The organism is Mycobacterium sp. 050134 (genome assembly GCF_036409085.1).
Taxonomy (GTDB): domain Bacteria; phylum Actinomycetota; class Actinomycetes; order Mycobacteriales; family Mycobacteriaceae; genus Mycobacterium.
In genome coordinates this window covers 88,889-105,542 of the sequence record NZ_JAZGLV010000011.1, presented here as the reverse complement: position 1 = coordinate 105,542, position 16,654 = coordinate 88,889, and the positions used below count along the sequence as shown (strand labels likewise).

The window sequence follows — 16,654 nt, the reverse complement described above, 5'->3', positions numbered from 1 at the left end:
GTCATGGCCGAGCGATGGGGATCGCGCAGCGTAGGGAGGTATGGGCAGTGGCGGGTGGCTTGCGTCCCAGCGCCGTCGCGGGCGTCGCGCTGTCCGCGCTGGCGACCCAGGCGGGCGCGGTGGCCGCCGACGGGAGCGCCGCCGTCCCCGCCGTCGCCGTCACCGGCGTGACGCTGCGCGCCCAGGACGTGCTGCCTGGGGACCTCTTCGCCGCGCTACCGGGCTCGATGACGCACGGCGCCCGGTACGCGGGCGACGCCATCGACCGCGGCGCCGTCGCGGTGCTGACCGACGCCGCCGGGGTGGCCGAGATGGGCGCCCACGCCGGCCGGGTGCCCACGCTGGTGCATCCCGCGCCGCGCGGCGTGCTGGGCGGCCTGGCCGCCACGGTGTACGGAAACCCCTCCGACCGGTTGGCCGTCATCGGCATCACCGGCACCTCGGGCAAGACGACCACCACCTACCTGGTCGAGTCCGGGCTGCGCGCCGCCGGCCGCACCGTCGGGCTCATCGGCACGATCGGCATCCGCATCGACGGCGCCGACATCCCCAGCGCGCTCACCACCCCGGAGGCCCCGGCCCTGCAGGCCCTGCTCGCGGCGATGGCCGAACGTGACGTGGACACGGTCGTCATGGAGGTGTCCAGCCACGCGCTGACCCTCGGCCGCGTCGATGGCACCGGCTTCGCGGTCGGCGCGTTCACCAACCTGTCCCGCGACCACCTGGACTTCCACCCGACCATGGCCGACTACTTCGAGGCCAAGGCCTTGCTGATTGACCCGGCCTCCGCGCTGCGGGCCCGCAGGGTCGTCGTCTGCGTCGACGACGACGCCGGACGCGCGATGGCCGACCGCGCCGGCGACGCGGTCACCGTCAGCGCCACCGACCGCCCCGCCGACTGGCGCGCCGCCGACGCGGCGCCCATGGGCGCCGGCGGCCAGCAGTTCACCGCCGTCGACCCCGCCGGCGTGCAGCACCGCGTCGGCATCCGGCTGCCCGGCGCGTACAACATCGCCAATTGTCTTGTGGCCCTTGCAGTCCTGGAGGCCGTTGGGGTGTCGCCGGAGCAGGCGTCGCCCGGGTTGCTCGACACCCGAGTGCCCGGGCGCATGGAAGAGATCGACCGCGGCCAGGACTTCCTCGCGCTCGTTGACTACGCCCACAAGCCGGGGGCGCTGCGCGCCGTGCTGACCGCGCTCGCGCGGCCCGGCCGGCGGTTGGCGGTGGTGTTCGGCGCGGGCGGCGACCGCGATCCGGGCAAGCGGGCGCCGATGGGCGCGACCGCCGCCGAGCTGGCCGACCTGGTGGTCGTCACCGACGACAACCCGCGCGGCGAGGACCCCGCGGCCATCCGGTGCGAGATCGTGGCCGGGGCGACCGGTGGCACCGCCGAGGTGGTGGAGATCGGCGACCGGCGCGAGGCGATCCGGCACGCGGTGGCCTGGGCGCGCCCGGGCGACGTGGTGCTGGTCGCCGGCAAGGGGCATGAGACCGGGCAGCGCGGCGGCGGCCACACGCGCCCGTTCGACGACCGGGTCGAGCTCGGGGCGGCCCTCGAGGCGCTCGAGGCGCGCCGATGATCGACCTGAGCGTCGCCCAGATCGCCGACATCGTCGGCGGCACCCTCGCCGATATCACCCCGGAGGCCGCCGCGCGGGCTCGCGTCGCCGGAACGGTGGAGTTCGACTCGCGGGCCGTCGGTCCGGGCGGGCTGTTCCTGGCGTTGCCGGGGGCCCGCTCCGACGGGCACGACCACGCGGCCTCGGCGGTGGCAGCGGGCGCCGTCGCCGTGCTGGCGGCCCGGCCGGTGGGAGTGCCCGCGATCGTGGCGCCGCCGGTGAGCGCGGCCGACGTGCGGGCCGGGGTGCTCGAGCACGACGCCGACGGGTCGGGTGCCGCCGTGCTGGCCGCGCTGGCCAAGCTCGCCAGGGCCGTGGCCGCCGAGCTGGTGGCCGGGGGTCTGACCGTCGTGGGGATCACCGGGTCGTCGGGGAAGACCTCCACCAAGGATCTGGTGGCGGCCGTGCTGGCGCCGCTGGGCGAGGTGGTGGCGCCGCCGGGCTCTTTCAACAACGAGCTTGGCCATCCCTGGACCGTGCTGCGTGCGACCCGGGACACCGATTACCTGGTCCTGGAGATGTCGGCGCGCCACCCCGGAAACATCGCCGCGCTCGCCGAGATCGCCCCGCCGGCCATCGGCGTGGTGCTCAACGTCGGCACCGCGCACCTGGGGGAGTTCGGCTCCCGCGACGCCATCGCGCGGACGAAAGCCGAACTGCCGCAATCGGTTCCGGAATCCGGCGCGGTCATTCTCAACGTCGATGACCCGGCCGTGGCGGCGATGGCCAGGCAGACCGCGGCCCGGGTGGTGCGCGTCAGCCGCGACGATTCCGGCGGTGCCGGCGAGTGGGCGGACGTGTGGGCCGACGACGTCTCGTTGGACGAGCTGGCCCGGCCGCGCTTCACCCTGCACGTGCGCGGCGCCGGCGAGGCGCCGGTCCGGCTCGCCGTGTCCGGCGATCATCAGGTCACCAACGCCCTGTGCGCGGGCGCGGTGGCGCTGGAATGCGGCGCCACCGTCGAGCAGGTGGCGGGCGCGCTCGCCGCGGCGGGGCCGGTGTCGCGGCACCGCATGCAGGTCACCACCCGCGCCGACGGGGTGACGGTCATCGACGACGCGTACAACGCCAACCCCGACTCGATGCGGGCCGGTTTGCAGGCGCTGGCCTGGATGGCCCACGGCGGAGTGGCGGGCCCCGGCGAAAAACGCAGGAGTTGGGCCGTGCTGGGGGAGATGGCCGAACTCGGTGAGGACGCGATAACCGAGCACGACCGCATCGGCCGGCTGGCGGTGCGCTTAGATGTGTCTCGACTTGTCGTCGTGGGAAGCGGGAGGCCGATGAGCGCGATGCACCACGGAGCGGTCATGGAGGGATCGTGGGGAACCGAAGCCGTGGAGGTCGCCGACGGCGACGCGGCGCTGGCGTTGTTGCGTGCCGAGCTGCGGCCCGGTGACGTGGTCCTGGTCAAGGCGTCGAACGCCGTGGGGCTGGGTGCGCTGGCCGACGCCCTGGCTCGTGACGATCGCGAGGGCGGCGAAGCCGGGCGAAGCGGGTCGTCACCCTCGAGCGGCCGTGACGATCGCGAGGGCGGCGAAGCCGGGCGAAGCGGGTCGTCACCCTCGAGCGGCCGTGATGATCGCGAGGGCGGCGAAGCCGGGCGAAGCGGGTCGTCACCCTCAAGCTGGGAACCGGCATGAGACAGATCCTGATCGCCGTCGCCATCGCGCTGACCGTCTCCATCCTGCTGACGCCGGTGCTGATCCGCCTCTTCACCAAGCAGGGGTTCGGCCACCACACCCGGGAGGACGGCCCGCCGACCCACCACAGCAAGCGGGGCACGCCGTCGATGGGCGGCGTGGCGATCCTCGCCGGCATCTGGGCCGGATACCTGGGCACGCACCTCGCGGGGTTGGCGTTCGACGGTGAGGGCATTTCGGCGTCCGGCCTGCTGGTGCTGGGCCTGGCCACTGCGCTGGGCGGCGTCGGGTTCCTCGACGACATCATCAAGGTCCGCAAGTCGCGCAACCTCGGGCTGAACAAGACCGCGAAGGCGCTCGGCCAGATCGGGGCCGCGGTGCTGTTCGGGGTGCTGGTCCTGCAGTTCCACAACGCCTACGGCCTGACTCCGGCCAGCCCGGACCTGTCCTACGTGCGCGAGATCGCCACCGTCACCCTGACGCCGGGGCTGTTCGTGCTGTTTTGCGTCGTCGTCGTCAGCGCCTGGTCCAACGCGGTCAACTTCACCGACGGCCTCGACGGGCTGGCCGCCGGGGCCATGGCGATGGTTTCGGCCGCCTACGTGCTCATCACGTTCTGGCAGGCACATAGCGCCTGCGTCGCCACGCCCGGCCTGGGCTGCTACAACGTCCGCGACCCCCTGGACCTCGCGATCGTCGCGGCCGCGACCGCCGGCGCCTGCATCGGTTTCCTCTGGTGGAACGCCGCACCCGCCAAGATATTCATGGGCGACACCGGCTCGCTGGCCCTCGGCGGCATCATCGCCGGGCTGTCGGTGACCAGCCGGACCGAGATCCTCGCCGTCGTGCTGGGAGCGCTGTTCGTCGCCGAGGTCACCTCCGTCGTACTGCAGATTCTTGCCTTCCGCACCACCGGGCGCCGGGTGTTCCGGATGGCACCCTTCCACCACCACTTCGAGCTGGCCGGCTGGGCCGAAACCACGGTGATCATCCGGTTCTGGCTGCTGACCGCGATCACCTGCGGTCTGGGCGTCGCGCTGTTCTACGGTGAGTGGCTCGCCGCGACCGGTGCCTGATGGGCGGCCCTGACACCCTGGCGCCGCTCGCGCCGGGCGCGCCGGTGCTGGTGGCCGGCGGAGGCGTCACGGGTAAGGCCGTGCTGGCGGCCCTGACCCGGTTCGGCGCCGCCCCGACGCTGTGCGACGACGACCCGGCCACGCTGCGCCGCTACGCCGGCGAAGGCGTGGCGACCGCCACCACGGCGGCGGCCATCCGTGGGATCGCCGACTATGCGCTCGTGGTCACCAGCCCGGGCTTCTCCCCGGGGACGCCGCTGCTGGCCGCCGCCGCGGCGGCGGGCGTGCCCATCTGGGGCGACGTCGAACTGGCCTGGCGGCTCGATGCCGCGGGACGCTACGGCCCGCCGCGCCGCTGGCTGGTGGTTACGGGGACCAACGGCAAGACCACGACGACGTCGATGCTGCACGCCATCCTCACTGCCGCCGGGCGCCGCAGCCTGCTCTGCGGCAACATCGGCGATCCGGTCCTGGCCGTGCTGGAGGAGCCCGGCGACCTGCTGGCCGTCGAACTGTCCAGCTTCCAGCTGCACTGGGCGCCCTCGCTGCGGCCCGAGGCGGGCGTCGTGCTGAACATCGCCGAGGACCACCTGGACTGGCACTCCACGATGGCCGAATACACGGCCGACAAGGCCCGCGTCCTGCGGGGCCGGGTGGCGGTGGTCGGGCTGGACGACGCCCGCGCCTCGGCGTTGCTGGACACGGCCGCGGCGCCGGTTCGGGCCGGGTTCCGGCTCGGCGAGCCGGCCGTCGGCGAGCTCGGGGTGCGCGACGGCCAACTCGTGGACCGGGCGTTTGCCGACGGCCTGGCTTTGCTGCCGGTCGAGTCGATTCCGGTGCCCGGCCCCGTCGGGATCCTGGACGCCCTGGCCGCGGCGGCGCTGGCGCGCAGCATCGGTGTGCCGGCCGACGCGATCCGGACCGCGATCGCCTCCTTCCGGCTCGGCCGGCACCGCGCCGAGGTGGTGGCCGTCGCCGACGGGATCACCTACGTCGACGACTCCAAGGCCACCAATCCGCACGCGGCCGAGGCGTCCGTGCTGGCCTACCCGCGGGTGGTGTGGGTCGCGGGCGGTTTGCTGAAGGGGACCTCGGTGGACGCGGAGGTCGCCAGGATTGCGTCGCGCCTGGTCGGCGCGGTGCTGATCGGCCGGGATCGCCGCGAGGTTGCAGAGGCGTTATCGCGACACGCGCCGGATGTCCCCGTCGTCGAGGTTGTGACAGGCGAGGATGCTGATATGAATGCGACGGCTGTGGTTTCTGATGCAAATGTGACAGAAGTGAAACATTCGAGTGATGATCTCGGCGCCCGCGTCATGACCGCCGCCGTGGCCGCGGCCCGCGACCTCGCCAGGCCTGGCGACACCGTTCTGCTTGCGCCGGCCGGTGCCTCGTTCGACCAGTTCACCGGCTACGCCGACCGGGGCGACGCGTTCGCCGCCGCCGTACGCGCGGTCCTGCGGTAGGCGGGTGTGGGTAACGGGTTGACCCGGCGGCTGCGCCGGGGCAAGAAATCGACGCGGGCGGCGGGGGAGACCACGCCGGCCGAGCCCGACGACCAACTCGCCGTCACCGACGCCGACGGCCGAGCCAACGAAGACGGCACGGCCGAGGGGGTGGCCGGCGCCGACCAGGCGCCCGGGGACATCGCCGACGAGGCGATCGACGCCGCCGAGGAGAACCGGCCCGCCCACGCGCCGGCGTTCCTCAGCCGTGAGGTCCCGGCCGCGATGGCCCCGGCGCCGGGCCCCGGTAGCCGATTCGGCGCCTGGCTCGGCCGCCCGATGACCTCGTTTCACCTGATCATCGCGGTTGCGGGGCTGCTCACGACGCTCGGCCTGATCATGGTGTTGTCGGCTTCGGGCGTGCGGTCCTACGACGCGGACGGCTCGGCGTGGGTGATCTTCGGCAAGCAGGTCATGTGGACGGTCGTCGGCCTCATCGCCTGCTACGCCGCGCTGCGGATGTCGGTCCGGTTCCTCCGCCGGGTCGCGTTCACCGGCTACGTCGTCACCGTCATCCTGCTGGTGCTGGTGCTCGTCCCCGGCATCGGCAACCTGGCCAACGGGTCCCGGAAGTGGTTTGTCATCGCGGGCTTCTCGATGCAGCCCTCCGAGCTGGCCAAGATCGCATTCGCCATCTGGGGCGCGCACCTGCTCGCCGCCCGGCGCCTGGAGCGGGCGTCGCTGCGCGAGCTGCTGATTCCGCTGGTGCCCGCCGCCGTCATCGCGCTGGCCCTGATCGTGGCACAGCCCGACCTGGGGCAGACCGTGTCCTTCGGCATCATCCTGCTGGCCCTGCTGTGGTACGCGGGGCTCCCGCTGCGCGTCTTCGGCACCTCGCTACTGGCGGTCTTCATGGCCGGTGGTGTGCTGGCGATGTCGGCGGGCTACCGGTCGGACCGGGTGCGGTCCTGGATGAACCCCGAGAACGACCCGATGGACACCGGCTACCAGGCCCGGCAGGCGAAATTCGCGCTCGCCCACGGCGGCGTCTTCGGCGACGGCCTGGGCCAGGGCGTGGCCAAGTGGAACTACCTGCCCAACGCGCACAACGACTTCATCTTCGCGATCATCGGCGAGGAGCTCGGGTTCATCGGCGCGTTCGGGCTGCTGGTCCTGTTCGGGTTGTTCGCCTACGCCGGGATGCGGATCGCGCGCCGCTCGGCCGACCCGTTCCTGCGGCTGCTCACCGCCACCACGACGATGTGGGTGCTGGGGCAGGCGTTCATCAACATCGGCTACGTGATCGGCATCCTCCCGGTCACAGGCATCCAGCTGCCCCTCATCTCGGCCGGTGGGACATCAACGGCGGCAACGCTATTCATGATCGGGATTATGGCCAACGCGGCGCGTCACGAGCCGGAGGCGGTGGCCGCGCTGCGCGCGGGCCGCGACGACAAGATGAATCGGATCCTGCGGCTGCCGCTGCCCGAGCCTTACGTGCCGAGCCGGCTCGAGGCGTTCCGCGACCGCAGGCGGGTCGGCACGGCCCCTGGGAAGGGCGGCCCGCGTGGGAACGGGAAGGGCGGCGGCAAGGCGAAGGCGCCGGCCCGGAAGGCGTCCCGCAACTCCGAGACACCCCTGCGCCCGGCCGCGGCCCGGCCGTCGCGCCAGTCTGGCGGCAGCGCCCGATCGCGGGTTAGGCATCATGGATCTGGCCAGCGCGGTGTCGGCACGGGCCTCGGAAAGGGCGCCAAGGGCGCCGGCAATGCCGCGGGCCAGCGCCAGCCACGGCGCACACGCGCACTGGAAGGTCAGCGTTACGGGTGAACGACACGGTCAGGAAGCCGGCCGGCGGGCTGGGGGCAAGCCCCTCGCCCGCCGGTGCCGCGTCGCCGTCTTTTGAATCGCCGCCGTTCGGGTCGCCGCCGTCGGATGCCCTGTCCGTCGTGCTCGCCGGTGGCGGCACCGCCGGCCACGTGGAGCCAGCGATGGCCGTCGCCGACGCGCTGACCGCGCTCGACCCGCGGGTGCGGATCACTGCGCTCGGCACGCCGCGGGGCCTGGAGACCACCCTGGTGCCCAAGCGCGGCTACCACCTCGAGCTCATCACGCCGGTGCCGTTGCCCCGCAAGCCCACCGGCGACCTGGCCCGGCTGCCACCGCGGGTGTGGCGGGCCGTCCGCGAGACCCGCGCCGTGCTGGACGCCGTGCACGCCGACGTCGTCATCGGCTTCGGCGGGTACGTGGCCCTGCCGGCGTACCTGGCGGCCCGCGGCATCCCGAGCGGATTCCGCCGGCGGCGCCGCATCCCGGTGGTGATCCACGAGGCCAACGCCCGCGCCGGGATCGCCAACCGGGTCGGCGCCCGCACCGCGGACCGGGTGCTCTCGGCGGTCCCCGACTGCGGGCTGGCGCGGGCCGAGGTGGTCGGCGTGCCCATCCGGGCGGCGCTCACCACGCTGGACCGCGCGGCCCTGCGCGCCGAGGCGCGGCGCTACTTCGGTTTCGCCGACGACGCCAAGGTGTTGCTGGTGTTCGGCGGCTCGCAGGGTGCCGTCTCGCTCAACCGGGCGGTGTCCGGGGCCGCCGCTGGGCTGGCCGCCGCCGGCGTGGCCGTGCTGCACGCCCACGGCCCGAAGAACACGCTCGACCTGCGGCAATCGCGGCCGGGCGACCCACCCTACGTGGCGGTGCCGTATCTCGACCGGATGGACCTGGCCTACGCCGCGGCCGACCTGGCGATCTGCCGGTCCGGGGCGATGACGGTCGCCGAGGTGTCGGCCGTCGGCCTGCCCGCCATCTACGTCCCGCTGCCCATCGGCAACGGGGAGCAGCGGCTCAACGCGCTGCCGGTGGTCAACGCCGGTGGCGGCATGCTGGTCGCCGACGCGGCACTCACCCCGGACCTGGTGGTTGAGCAGGTCGGCGGCCTGCTCAACGACGCGCCGCGGCTGGCCGAGATGACGGCGGCCGCCGCGCAGGTGGGTCACCGCGACGCCGCGCGCCTGGTGGCCGAGGCGGCGCTGGACATCGCCAGACGGGTGCGGGCCGGGCACGCGGGCGGGGGACCACGGTGACCGCCGAGCAGCCGGCGCCCGAGCTGCCCCCCGAGCTGAGACGGGTCCACATGGTGGGCATCGGCGGGGCCGGCATGTCCGGCATCGCCCGCATCCTGCTCGACCGCGGCGGGCTGGTGTCCGGCTCCGACGCCAAGGAGTCGCGCGGACTGCGCGCCCTGCGGGCGCGCGGCGCGCTGATCCGGGTCGGCCACGACGCCTCGTCGCTGGACCTGCTGCCGGGCGGCCCCACCGCGGTCATCACCACCCACGCGGCGATCCCGAAGACCAACCCCGAGCTCGTCGAGGCCCGGCGGCGCGGCATCCCGGTGGTTTTGCGGCCCGTCGTGCTCGCCAAGCTGATGGCCGGCCGCTCGACGCTCATGGTCACCGGCACGCACGGCAAGACGACGACGACGTCGATGCTGATCGTCGCGCTGCAGCACTGCGGGCGCGACCCGTCCTTCGCCGTCGGCGGCGAGCTGGGCGAGGCCGGCACCAACGCCCACCACGGCAGCGGCAACTGCTTCGTCGCCGAGGCCGACGAAAGCGACGGCTCGCTGCTGGAATACAGCCCCGACGTGGTGGTGGTCACCAATATCGAGACCGACCACCTGGACTTCTACGGCAGCGCCGACGCCTATGTCGCGGTGTTCGACGCGTTCATGGAGCGGCTCGCCCCCGGGGGAGCTCTGGTGGTGTGCACCGACGACCCCGGGGCCGCCGCGCTGGCCGAACGCACGGCCGAGCTGGGGATCCGGGTGCTGCGATACGGGTCGGCGGAGGCCGGCCCGCCCGAGCCCCTGGCCGGCACGCTGCTGTCGTGGGAGCAGCGCGGCACCGAGGGCGTGGCCCACGTCCAGCTGGCGGGCGAACCGCACCCGCGGGTGATGCGGCTCTCCGTGCCCGGCCGGCACATGGCGCTCAACGCGCTCGGGGCGTTGCTGGCGGCGGTGGAGATCGGCGCCCCCGCCGACGAGGTGCTCGACGGGCTGGCCGGCTTCGAGGGCGTGCGCCGCCGGTTCGAACTGGTTGGCTCCTCGGCGGTCGGCGCGACCCCGAACGCGCCGGTGCGGGTATTCGACGACTATGCCCACCATCCCACCGAGATCAGCGCCACGCTGGCGGCGGTCCGCAAGCTGCTCGAGCAGAGCCCCGGCGGCCGGTGCATCGTGGTCTTTCAACCCCACTTGTACTCGCGCACAAAGACTTTCGCGGCCGAATTCGGCCGCGCACTGGACGTGGCGGACGAGGTGTTCGTGCTCGACGTCTACGGTGCCAGGGAACAACCCCTGGCGGGCGTCAGCGGGGCCAGCGTCGCCGAACACGTCACCAAGCCGGTGCACTACCTGCCGAACTTCTCCGCGGTTGCCAAGGAGGTGGCCGCGGCGGCGAGCCCCGGCGACGTCATCGTCACCATGGGCGCCGGCGACGTGACCCTGCTGGGCCCGGAGATCGTGACCGCGCTGCGGGTGCGGGCCAACCGCAGCGCTCCGGGGCGGCCGGGGGCGCTGCGGTGACCGAGCCGAACCCGGAACCGGCCGGTGCCATCCCGACCGACGTGGCCGACTCGGGTCCGTCGGCCGACGCCGTCACCGAGCCGCTGGCCGCGGGTCGGCCGCAATCCGAAGAGCGGCAGAACGCCGAGGTCGAGGGCCCGCGCCGGCGCGCGCGGCGGGAGCGGGCCGAGCGCCGGGCCGCGGAAGAGCGCGCGCGGGCCATCGAGGACGCCCGCCGGGAGGCCAAGCGCCGGGCGGGCGGACGGGTCGCCGTCCAGCAGAAACAGGCCAAGCGGGGCGTCGTTCGCGGGCTGAAGATGCTGCTGGCGACGGTGCTGCTGGCCGTTGCCGGGGTCGGGCTGGCGTTGGTCCTCTATTTCACGCCCGCCATGTCGGCGCGCAGCATCGTCGTGACGGGTACCGGCACGGTCACCCGCGAGGAGGTGCTGGACGCCGCGCGGGTGCGCCCCGGCACCCCGTTGCTGCAGATCAACACCAGCCAGGTCGCCGACCGCGTGGCGGCGATCCGGCGGGTGGCCAGCGCCCGCGTGCAGCGCCAGTATCCGTCCGCGCTGCGGATCACGATCGTGGAGCGGGTTCCCGTGGCGGTCAAGGACTTTCCGGACGGACCGCATCTGTTCGACCGCGACGGGGTGGACTTCGCGGCCGGCCCGCCGCCGCCGGCGCTGCCCTACCTCGACGTCGCCGACCCCGGCCCCATGGACCCGGCGACCAAGGCCGCGCTGCAGGTGCTGACCGCGCTGCGCCCCGAGGTCGCCGGCCAGGTGGGCCGCATCGCGGCGCCCTCCGTCGCCTCGATCACCCTGACGCTGGGCGACGGTCGCGTGGTGATCTGGGGGACCACCGACCGTACCGAGGAGAAGGCGGAGAAGCTGGCCGCGCTGCTGACGCAACCGGGGCGGACCTACGACGTGTCCAGCCCCGATCTGCCGACGGTCAAATAGGCGGTGCGGCCCCGCAACGCGGGCGCCCAACGCCCGGCCAGCCGGGCCGTCGGTGCCCAGCGCCCGGCCAGCCGGGCATTTGGCTTGGACGGGCGGGCGCGCCGTCCGCGTTCGTAACCTCACCGCCAGCGAAAAATTTGCGCGACGGCTCCTCGGCGCGCCTGCGCGGCTAGCGCGCGCCGTGCCCATACCGTTCTGGTTGCGCGGAACTACTTGACATAACTCTAACCCTATGGTTGAGGTTGAGGGTTTTGCAGGCGGACAACCGCCATCGCGAGAGCTTTGAGCCCACCAGGGAGGAAGACGAATGATGACCCCCCCGCACAATTATCTGGCCGTGATCAAGGTCGTCGGGATCGGTGGCGGCGGCGTCAACGCCGTGAACCGGATGATCGAGCAGGGCCTCAAGGGCGTGGAATTCATCGCGATCAACACCGACGCGCAGGCGTTGTTGATGAGCGATGCCGACGTCAAGCTGGACGTCGGCCGCGATTCCACCCGCGGCCTGGGCGCCGGGGCGGACCCGGAGGTCGGGCGCAAGGCCGCCGAGGACGCCAAGGACGAGATCGAGGAGCTGCTGCGCGGGGCGGACATGGTGTTCGTCACGGCCGGGGAGGGCGGCGGGACCGGCACGGGCGGGGCGCCCGTCGTTGCCAGCATCGCCCGCAAGCTGGGGGCGCTGACCGTCGGTGTGGTGACCCGGCCGTTCTCGTTCGAGGGCAAGCGCCGCGGCAACCAGGCCGAGAACGGCATCTCCGCGCTGCGCGAGAGCTGCGACACCCTGATCGTGATCCCCAATGACCGGCTGCTGCAGATGGGCGACGCCGCGGTGTCGCTGATGGACGCGTTCCGCAGTGCCGACGAGGTGCTGCTCAACGGCGTGCAGGGCATTACCGACCTGATCACCACGCCCGGCCTGATCAACGTCGACTTCGCCGACGTCAAGGGCATCATGTCCGGCGCCGGCACCGCCCTGATGGGCATCGGCTCGGCGCGCGGAGACGGCCGTTCGCTCAAGGCCGCCGAGATCGCGATCAACTCGCCGCTGCTGGAGGCGTCCATGGAGGGCGCACGGGGCGTGCTGATGTCGATCGCCGGCGGCAGCGACCTGGGCCTGTTCGAGATCAACGAGGCGGCGTCGCTGGTGCAGGACGCCGCGCACGCGGACGCCAACATCATCTTCGGCACGGTCATCGACGATTCCCTGGGCGACGAGGTGCGCGTCACGGTGATCGCGGCCGGCTTCGACGCCGCCGGGCCCGGGCGCAAGCCCGTGGTGGGCGGCGCGGCGGACACCAGTACCGGCGGAGCCCACCGCATCGAGTCGGCGAAGGCTGGAAAGCTCAGCTCGACGCTGTTCGAGCCGGTTGACGCGGTCAGCGTGCCGTTGCACACCAACGGTGCGACGCTGAACATCGGGGGCGACGACGACGAGGTCGACGTGCCGCCGTTCATGCGCCGTTGAGGACATGGGCGCGACAGGGTCATGGCAGCGCCGACGGAGAACCGGGGCCGCACTGTCCGCGGGGTCGGGACCGCACCGCCGACCGGGCGTCTCTGATAATTGTCGTGTGAGCGTTCGCATCCGGCGGGTGACCACCACCCGCGCGGGTGGTGTTTCGACGCCCCCCTTCGACACCTTCAACCTCGGCGATCACGTCGGTGACGACCCGGCGGCGGTGGCCGCGAACCGCGCCCGCCTGGCCGCCGCGACGGGCCTCGGCGCCGACCGGCTGGTGTGGATGAACCAGGTCCACGGCGACCGTGTCGAGGTCGTGGACGGGCCGCTGGACGCGGCGGTCGACGAGACCGACGCGCTCGTAACCACCACGCCGCGCCTGGCGCTGGCCGTGGTGACCGCCGACTGCGTGCCGGTGTTGCTGGCGGACGCACGCGCGGGTGTGGTCGCGGCGGTGCACGCCGGTCGCGTCGGCGCACAGCGCGGGGTGGTGGTTCGGGCGGTCGAGGCGATGCTGGGCCTGGGCGCCCAGGCCGCCGATATCTCGGTGCTGCTGGGCCCGGCGGTCAGCGGCGGCAACTACGAAGTTCCCGCGGCGATGGCGACCGAGGTGGAGGCGGCGCTGCCCGGCAGCCGCACCACCACCGCGGCTGGGACACCCGGCCTCGATCTGCGGGCCGGAATAGCCTTGCAGCTCAAGGGTTTAGGCGTCACGTCGATCGACATCGACCCGCGTTGCACGGTGGCCGACCCGAGACTGTTCAGCCACCGCCGGGACGCGCCGACGGGGCGGCTGGCCTCGCTGGTCTGGATGGAGTGACGGTCGTGGGCCCAGGGGATGCAGCCGGCGGAAGTCGGGGCGAGCCGGGAAACCGCGAAGCCGAATTGACCCATGCGTTGGCGGTGGTGCGATCGCGCCTTGCCGCGGCCGCGGAAGCGGCGGGTCGCAATGTCGGCGAAATTGAACTTTTGCCAATTACCAAATTCTTTCCAGCAACCGATGTAGCGATTTTGTCTCGATTGGGTTGCCGGGCCGTTGGCGAATCGCGGGACCAGGAAGCGTCGGCGAAGGTGGCCGAAGTCGCCCGTCTGGCCGAAACCGCCAAAGGGTCGGCTTCCCCCTGGGCCGACCCGCGCGGCATTCGTTGGCACATGGTGGGACACATCCAGCGCAACAAGGCGCGCTCGCTGGCGCGGTGGGCGCACGCCGCGCACTCCGTGGACAGCGTCCCGCTGGTGACCGCGCTCGATCGCGGATCGGCCGTCGCGCTCGCCGACGGACACCGCGCCGAGCCGCTTCGCGTTTACGTGCAGCTCAGCCTCGACGGCGACGTCTCGCGCGGGGGAGTCGACATCTCCAACGCCAAGGCCGTCGACCAGGTGTGCGACCAGACCGCGCACGCTAAGAACCTCAAGCTCGTCGGGCTGATGGCGATTCCGCCGCTGGACTGGGATCCCGACCGGGCCTTCGACCGGTTGCAAAGCGAACACCGCCGGGTCCTCGGGTCGCACCCGGGGGCGGTCGGCCTCTCGGCCGGCATGACGAACGATTTCGAGATCGCCGTCAAACACGGTTCGACGTGTGTGCGTGTCGGTACCGCGCTAATGGGTTCCCGGCCGCTACCGTCACCGTATTAAGTCACTGTAGTCACATCTTCATCACTGACACCAACACCAGGGGCCAGAAGGGGTCGAACGCAATGAGCACACTGCACAAGGTCAAGGCCTATTTCGGGATGGCCCCGATGGACGACTACGACGACGAGTACTACGACGACCGGGCCCCGTCCCGCGGCTTCCCGCGCCCCCGCTTCGATGAGGGGTATGGCCGCTACGAGGGCCGCGACTACGACGACCCGCGCGCCGAGCCCGCCGACTACCCGCCGCCGGGCAGTTACCGCGGCGGCTACGCGGAGGACCCGCGCTACGGCGCCGTCCACCCCCGCGAGTTCGACCGGCCCGACATGACTCGGCCGCGCCTGGGGTCGTGGCTGCGCAATTCCACCCGTGGCGCGCTGGCGATGGACCCGCGCCGGATGGCCATGATGTTCGAGGAGGGCCACCCGCTGTCGAAGATCACCACGCTGCGGCCCAAAGACTACAGCGAGGCCCGCACCATCGGCGAGCGGTTCCGCGACGGCACCCCCGTGATCATGGACCTGGTGGCTATGGACAACGCCGACGCAAAACGCCTGGTCGACTTCGCCGCCGGGCTGGCGTTCGCGCTGCGCGGGTCCTTCGACAAGGTCGCAACCAAGGTGTTCCTGCTGTCGCCGGCCGACGTCGACGTCTCCCCCGAGGAGCGCCGCCGGATCGCCGAAACCGGTTTCTACGCCTACCAATAGCGCGCTGGCCGCCCCGCGTCGCGGGGCCCGGGCACCCACCTCACCGTGTTGATGCTGCTCACACCGGATGTGGGCGCCTCTTCGGAGTCGGTACGCTGGCAACTGCCGTGCTGAGGTGCGGCACTTGACGTCTCACGAGTAAGGTCGGGGCCCGCAGTTGGTGCTGTTTTTCCAGATTCTTGGGTTTGCGCTGTTCATCTTCTGGCTGCTGCTCATTGCGCGCGTGGTCGTGGAGTTCATCCGCTCATTCAGCCGCGACTGGCGGCCCACCGGCCTGACCGTGGTGATCCTCGAGATCATCATGTCGATCACCGATCCGCCGGTGAAGCTGCTTCGCCGGCTGATTCCCCAGCTCACGATCGGTGCGGTCCGCTTCGACCTGTCGATCATGGTGCTGCTTCTGGTCGCGTTCATCGGCATGCAGCTGGCGTTCGGTGCCGCCGCGTGAGCGACGGGCGGCCACCGGAGAAGTCGCTAACGGAGCCGGGAGACGGTTCGGCCACGGTTTAGTGTCGGTTCGGGGGGCGCGATTTAAAAAATCTAAGGAATGGGATTTTATTGCTCTTAGTGTTTGAAATCCGTCCTTAATTACTGACCGACTCAGCAACGTTCGCGGCTGGTGTGACAGGATGGACGGCAGTTGCACGACGGCTAGCACTGCGTTCTACACTTTCCAGAACGTTCGACAGGAACTTGAGGGGACGAAACAATGCCGCTTACACCAGCCGACGTCCACAATGTGGCGTTCAGTAAGCCACCCATCGGCAAGCGGGGCTACAACGAAGACGAGGTCGACGCGTTCCTCGACCTGGTCGAGGCCGAGCTGACGCGGCTCATCGAAGAGAACTCCGATCTGCGTCAGCGGATCGAGGAGCTGGACCAGGAGCTGGCCTCCGGGGGCGGCGCCGGCCCGTCCGTCACCGCTGCCCCCACCCAGGCGATCCCGGTGCCCGAACCGGAGCCCGTCAAGCCGGCCCCGGCGCCGGTCGCGGCGCCCGCGCCGGTCGTGGCGCCTGCGGGCAACAACGAGGAGCAGGCCATGAAGGCCGCCCGCGTGTTGACCCTCGCGCAGGACACCGCCGACCGCCTGACCAGCACCGCGAAGGCGGAGTCGGAGAAGATGCTGGCCGACGCCCGCGCCAACGCCGACCAGATCCTCAGCGAGGCCCGGCACACCGCCGAAACCACGGTCACCGAAGCCCGCCAGCGCGCCGACGCGATGCTGGCCGACGCCCAGACCCGCTCCGAGACCCAGCTGCGTCAGGCCCAGGAAAAGGCCGACGCTCTGCAGGCCGACGCCGAGCGCAAGCACTCCGAGATCATGGGGACCATCAACCAGCAGCGCACCGTGCTGGAGGGCCGCCTCGAGCAGCTCCGCACCTTCGAGCGCGAATACCGCACCCGGCTCAAGACCTACCTGGAATCCCAGCTGGAGGAGCTCGGCCAGCGCGGATCGGCCGCACCGGTCGACTCCAGCGCCGACGCCGGTGGGTTCGACCAATTCAATCGGGGCAATAACTAACGTCGGAATCGCACACCAGATGCCTGGA

The 16,654-nt window shown here is 72.0% G+C and carries 13 protein-coding genes and 1 pseudogene; all 14 read left to right on the top strand.

Annotation, left to right across the window (positions count from 1 at the left end):
- The first annotated feature begins 14 nt into the window (after positions 1–14).
- Positions 15–1,580 carry a UDP-N-acetylmuramoyl-L-alanyl-D-glutamate--2,6-diaminopimelate ligase gene (locus SKC42_RS15020; protein ID WP_330965083.1) on the top strand — a complete coding sequence of 522 codons (1,566 nt, stop codon included), beginning with the start codon at positions 15–17 and terminating at the stop codon, positions 1,578–1,580.
- A pseudogene (locus SKC42_RS15015) lies at positions 1,577–3,094 on the top strand (UDP-N-acetylmuramoyl-tripeptide--D-alanyl-D-alanine ligase); the annotation flags it as partial. The gene SKC42_RS15020 and the pseudogene SKC42_RS15015, both read left to right, overlap by 4 nt.
- 161 nt (positions 3,095–3,255) lie before the next feature.
- Positions 3,256–4,335 (top strand): phospho-N-acetylmuramoyl-pentapeptide-transferase, encoded by a 1,080-nt coding sequence (mraY, locus tag SKC42_RS15010; RefSeq protein WP_330965082.1) that lies wholly within the window; start codon positions 3,256–3,258, stop codon positions 4,333–4,335.
- Positions 4,335–5,801 carry a UDP-N-acetylmuramoyl-L-alanine--D-glutamate ligase gene (gene murD / locus SKC42_RS15005; RefSeq protein ID WP_330965179.1) on the top strand — a complete coding sequence of 489 codons (1,467 nt, stop codon included), beginning with the start codon at positions 4,335–4,337 and terminating at the stop codon, positions 5,799–5,801. Before mraY ends, murD begins: the two co-directional genes overlap by 1 nt.
- 6 nt (positions 5,802–5,807) lie before the next feature.
- Entirely contained in the window at positions 5,808–7,607 is a 1,800-nt protein-coding gene (gene ftsW / locus SKC42_RS15000) for a putative lipid II flippase FtsW (protein ID WP_442932157.1), read from the top strand.
- Positions 7,604–8,857 (top strand): undecaprenyldiphospho-muramoylpentapeptide beta-N-acetylglucosaminyltransferase, encoded by a 1,254-nt coding sequence (gene murG, locus SKC42_RS14995; protein ID WP_330965081.1) that lies wholly within the window; start codon positions 7,604–7,606, stop codon positions 8,855–8,857. The genes ftsW and murG overlap by 4 nt, the downstream gene beginning before the upstream one ends.
- 50 nt (positions 8,858–8,907) lie before the next feature.
- Entirely contained in the window at positions 8,908–10,356 is a 1,449-nt protein-coding gene (murC, locus tag SKC42_RS14990; protein ID WP_330965178.1) for a UDP-N-acetylmuramate--L-alanine ligase, read from the top strand.
- Positions 10,353–11,300 carry a cell division protein FtsQ/DivIB gene (locus SKC42_RS14985; protein WP_442932156.1) on the top strand — a complete coding sequence of 316 codons (948 nt, stop codon included), beginning with the start codon at positions 10,353–10,355 and terminating at the stop codon, positions 11,298–11,300. The genes murC and SKC42_RS14985 overlap by 4 nt, the downstream gene beginning before the upstream one ends.
- A gap of 310 nt (positions 11,301–11,610) precedes the next feature.
- Positions 11,611–12,765 carry a cell division protein FtsZ gene (gene ftsZ / locus SKC42_RS14980; protein WP_330965080.1) on the top strand — a complete coding sequence of 385 codons (1,155 nt, stop codon included), beginning with the start codon at positions 11,611–11,613 and terminating at the stop codon, positions 12,763–12,765.
- A gap of 106 nt (positions 12,766–12,871) precedes the next feature.
- Positions 12,872–13,579 carry a peptidoglycan editing factor PgeF gene (pgeF, locus tag SKC42_RS14975; RefSeq protein ID WP_330965079.1) on the top strand — a complete coding sequence of 236 codons (708 nt, stop codon included), beginning with the start codon at positions 12,872–12,874 and terminating at the stop codon, positions 13,577–13,579.
- Between the two features lie 5 nt (positions 13,580–13,584).
- Positions 13,585–14,397, top strand: coding sequence for a YggS family pyridoxal phosphate enzyme (locus SKC42_RS14970; RefSeq protein WP_330965078.1), 813 nt, complete (start codon positions 13,585–13,587; stop codon positions 14,395–14,397).
- 62 nt (positions 14,398–14,459) lie between these two features.
- Positions 14,460–15,104, top strand: coding sequence for a cell division protein SepF (locus SKC42_RS14965; RefSeq protein WP_330965077.1), 645 nt, complete (start codon positions 14,460–14,462; stop codon positions 15,102–15,104).
- 157 nt (positions 15,105–15,261) lie between these two features.
- Positions 15,262–15,552, top strand: coding sequence for a YggT family protein (locus tag SKC42_RS14960; protein WP_023364806.1), 291 nt, complete (start codon positions 15,262–15,264; stop codon positions 15,550–15,552).
- A 261-nt stretch (positions 15,553–15,813) separates the two neighbouring features.
- Positions 15,814–16,626: a DivIVA-like cell division protein Wag31 gene (gene wag31 / locus SKC42_RS14955; protein ID WP_330965076.1), complete on the top strand. Its 813-nt coding sequence runs from the start codon at positions 15,814–15,816 to the stop codon at positions 16,624–16,626.
- Positions 16,627–16,654: the final 28 nt, after the last annotated feature.

Coding starts and splice junctions, on each gene's coding strand:
- SKC42_RS15020 (WP_330965083.1), top strand. CDS start 15: ATGGGGATCGCGCAGCGTAGGGAGGTATGGGCAGTGGCGGGTGGCTTG.
- mraY (WP_330965082.1), top strand. CDS start 3,256: ATGAGACAGATCCTGATCGCCGTCGCCATCGCGCTGACCGTCTCCATC.
- murD (WP_330965179.1), top strand. CDS start 4,335: ATGGGCGGCCCTGACACCCTGGCGCCGCTCGCGCCGGGCGCGCCGGTG.
- murC (WP_330965178.1), top strand. CDS start 8,908: ATGGTGGGCATCGGCGGGGCCGGCATGTCCGGCATCGCCCGCATCCTG.
- ftsZ (WP_330965080.1), top strand. CDS start 11,611: ATGACCCCCCCGCACAATTATCTGGCCGTGATCAAGGTCGTCGGGATC.
- SKC42_RS14965 (WP_330965077.1), top strand. CDS start 14,460: ATGAGCACACTGCACAAGGTCAAGGCCTATTTCGGGATGGCCCCGATG.
- wag31 (WP_330965076.1), top strand. CDS start 15,814: ATGCCGCTTACACCAGCCGACGTCCACAATGTGGCGTTCAGTAAGCCA.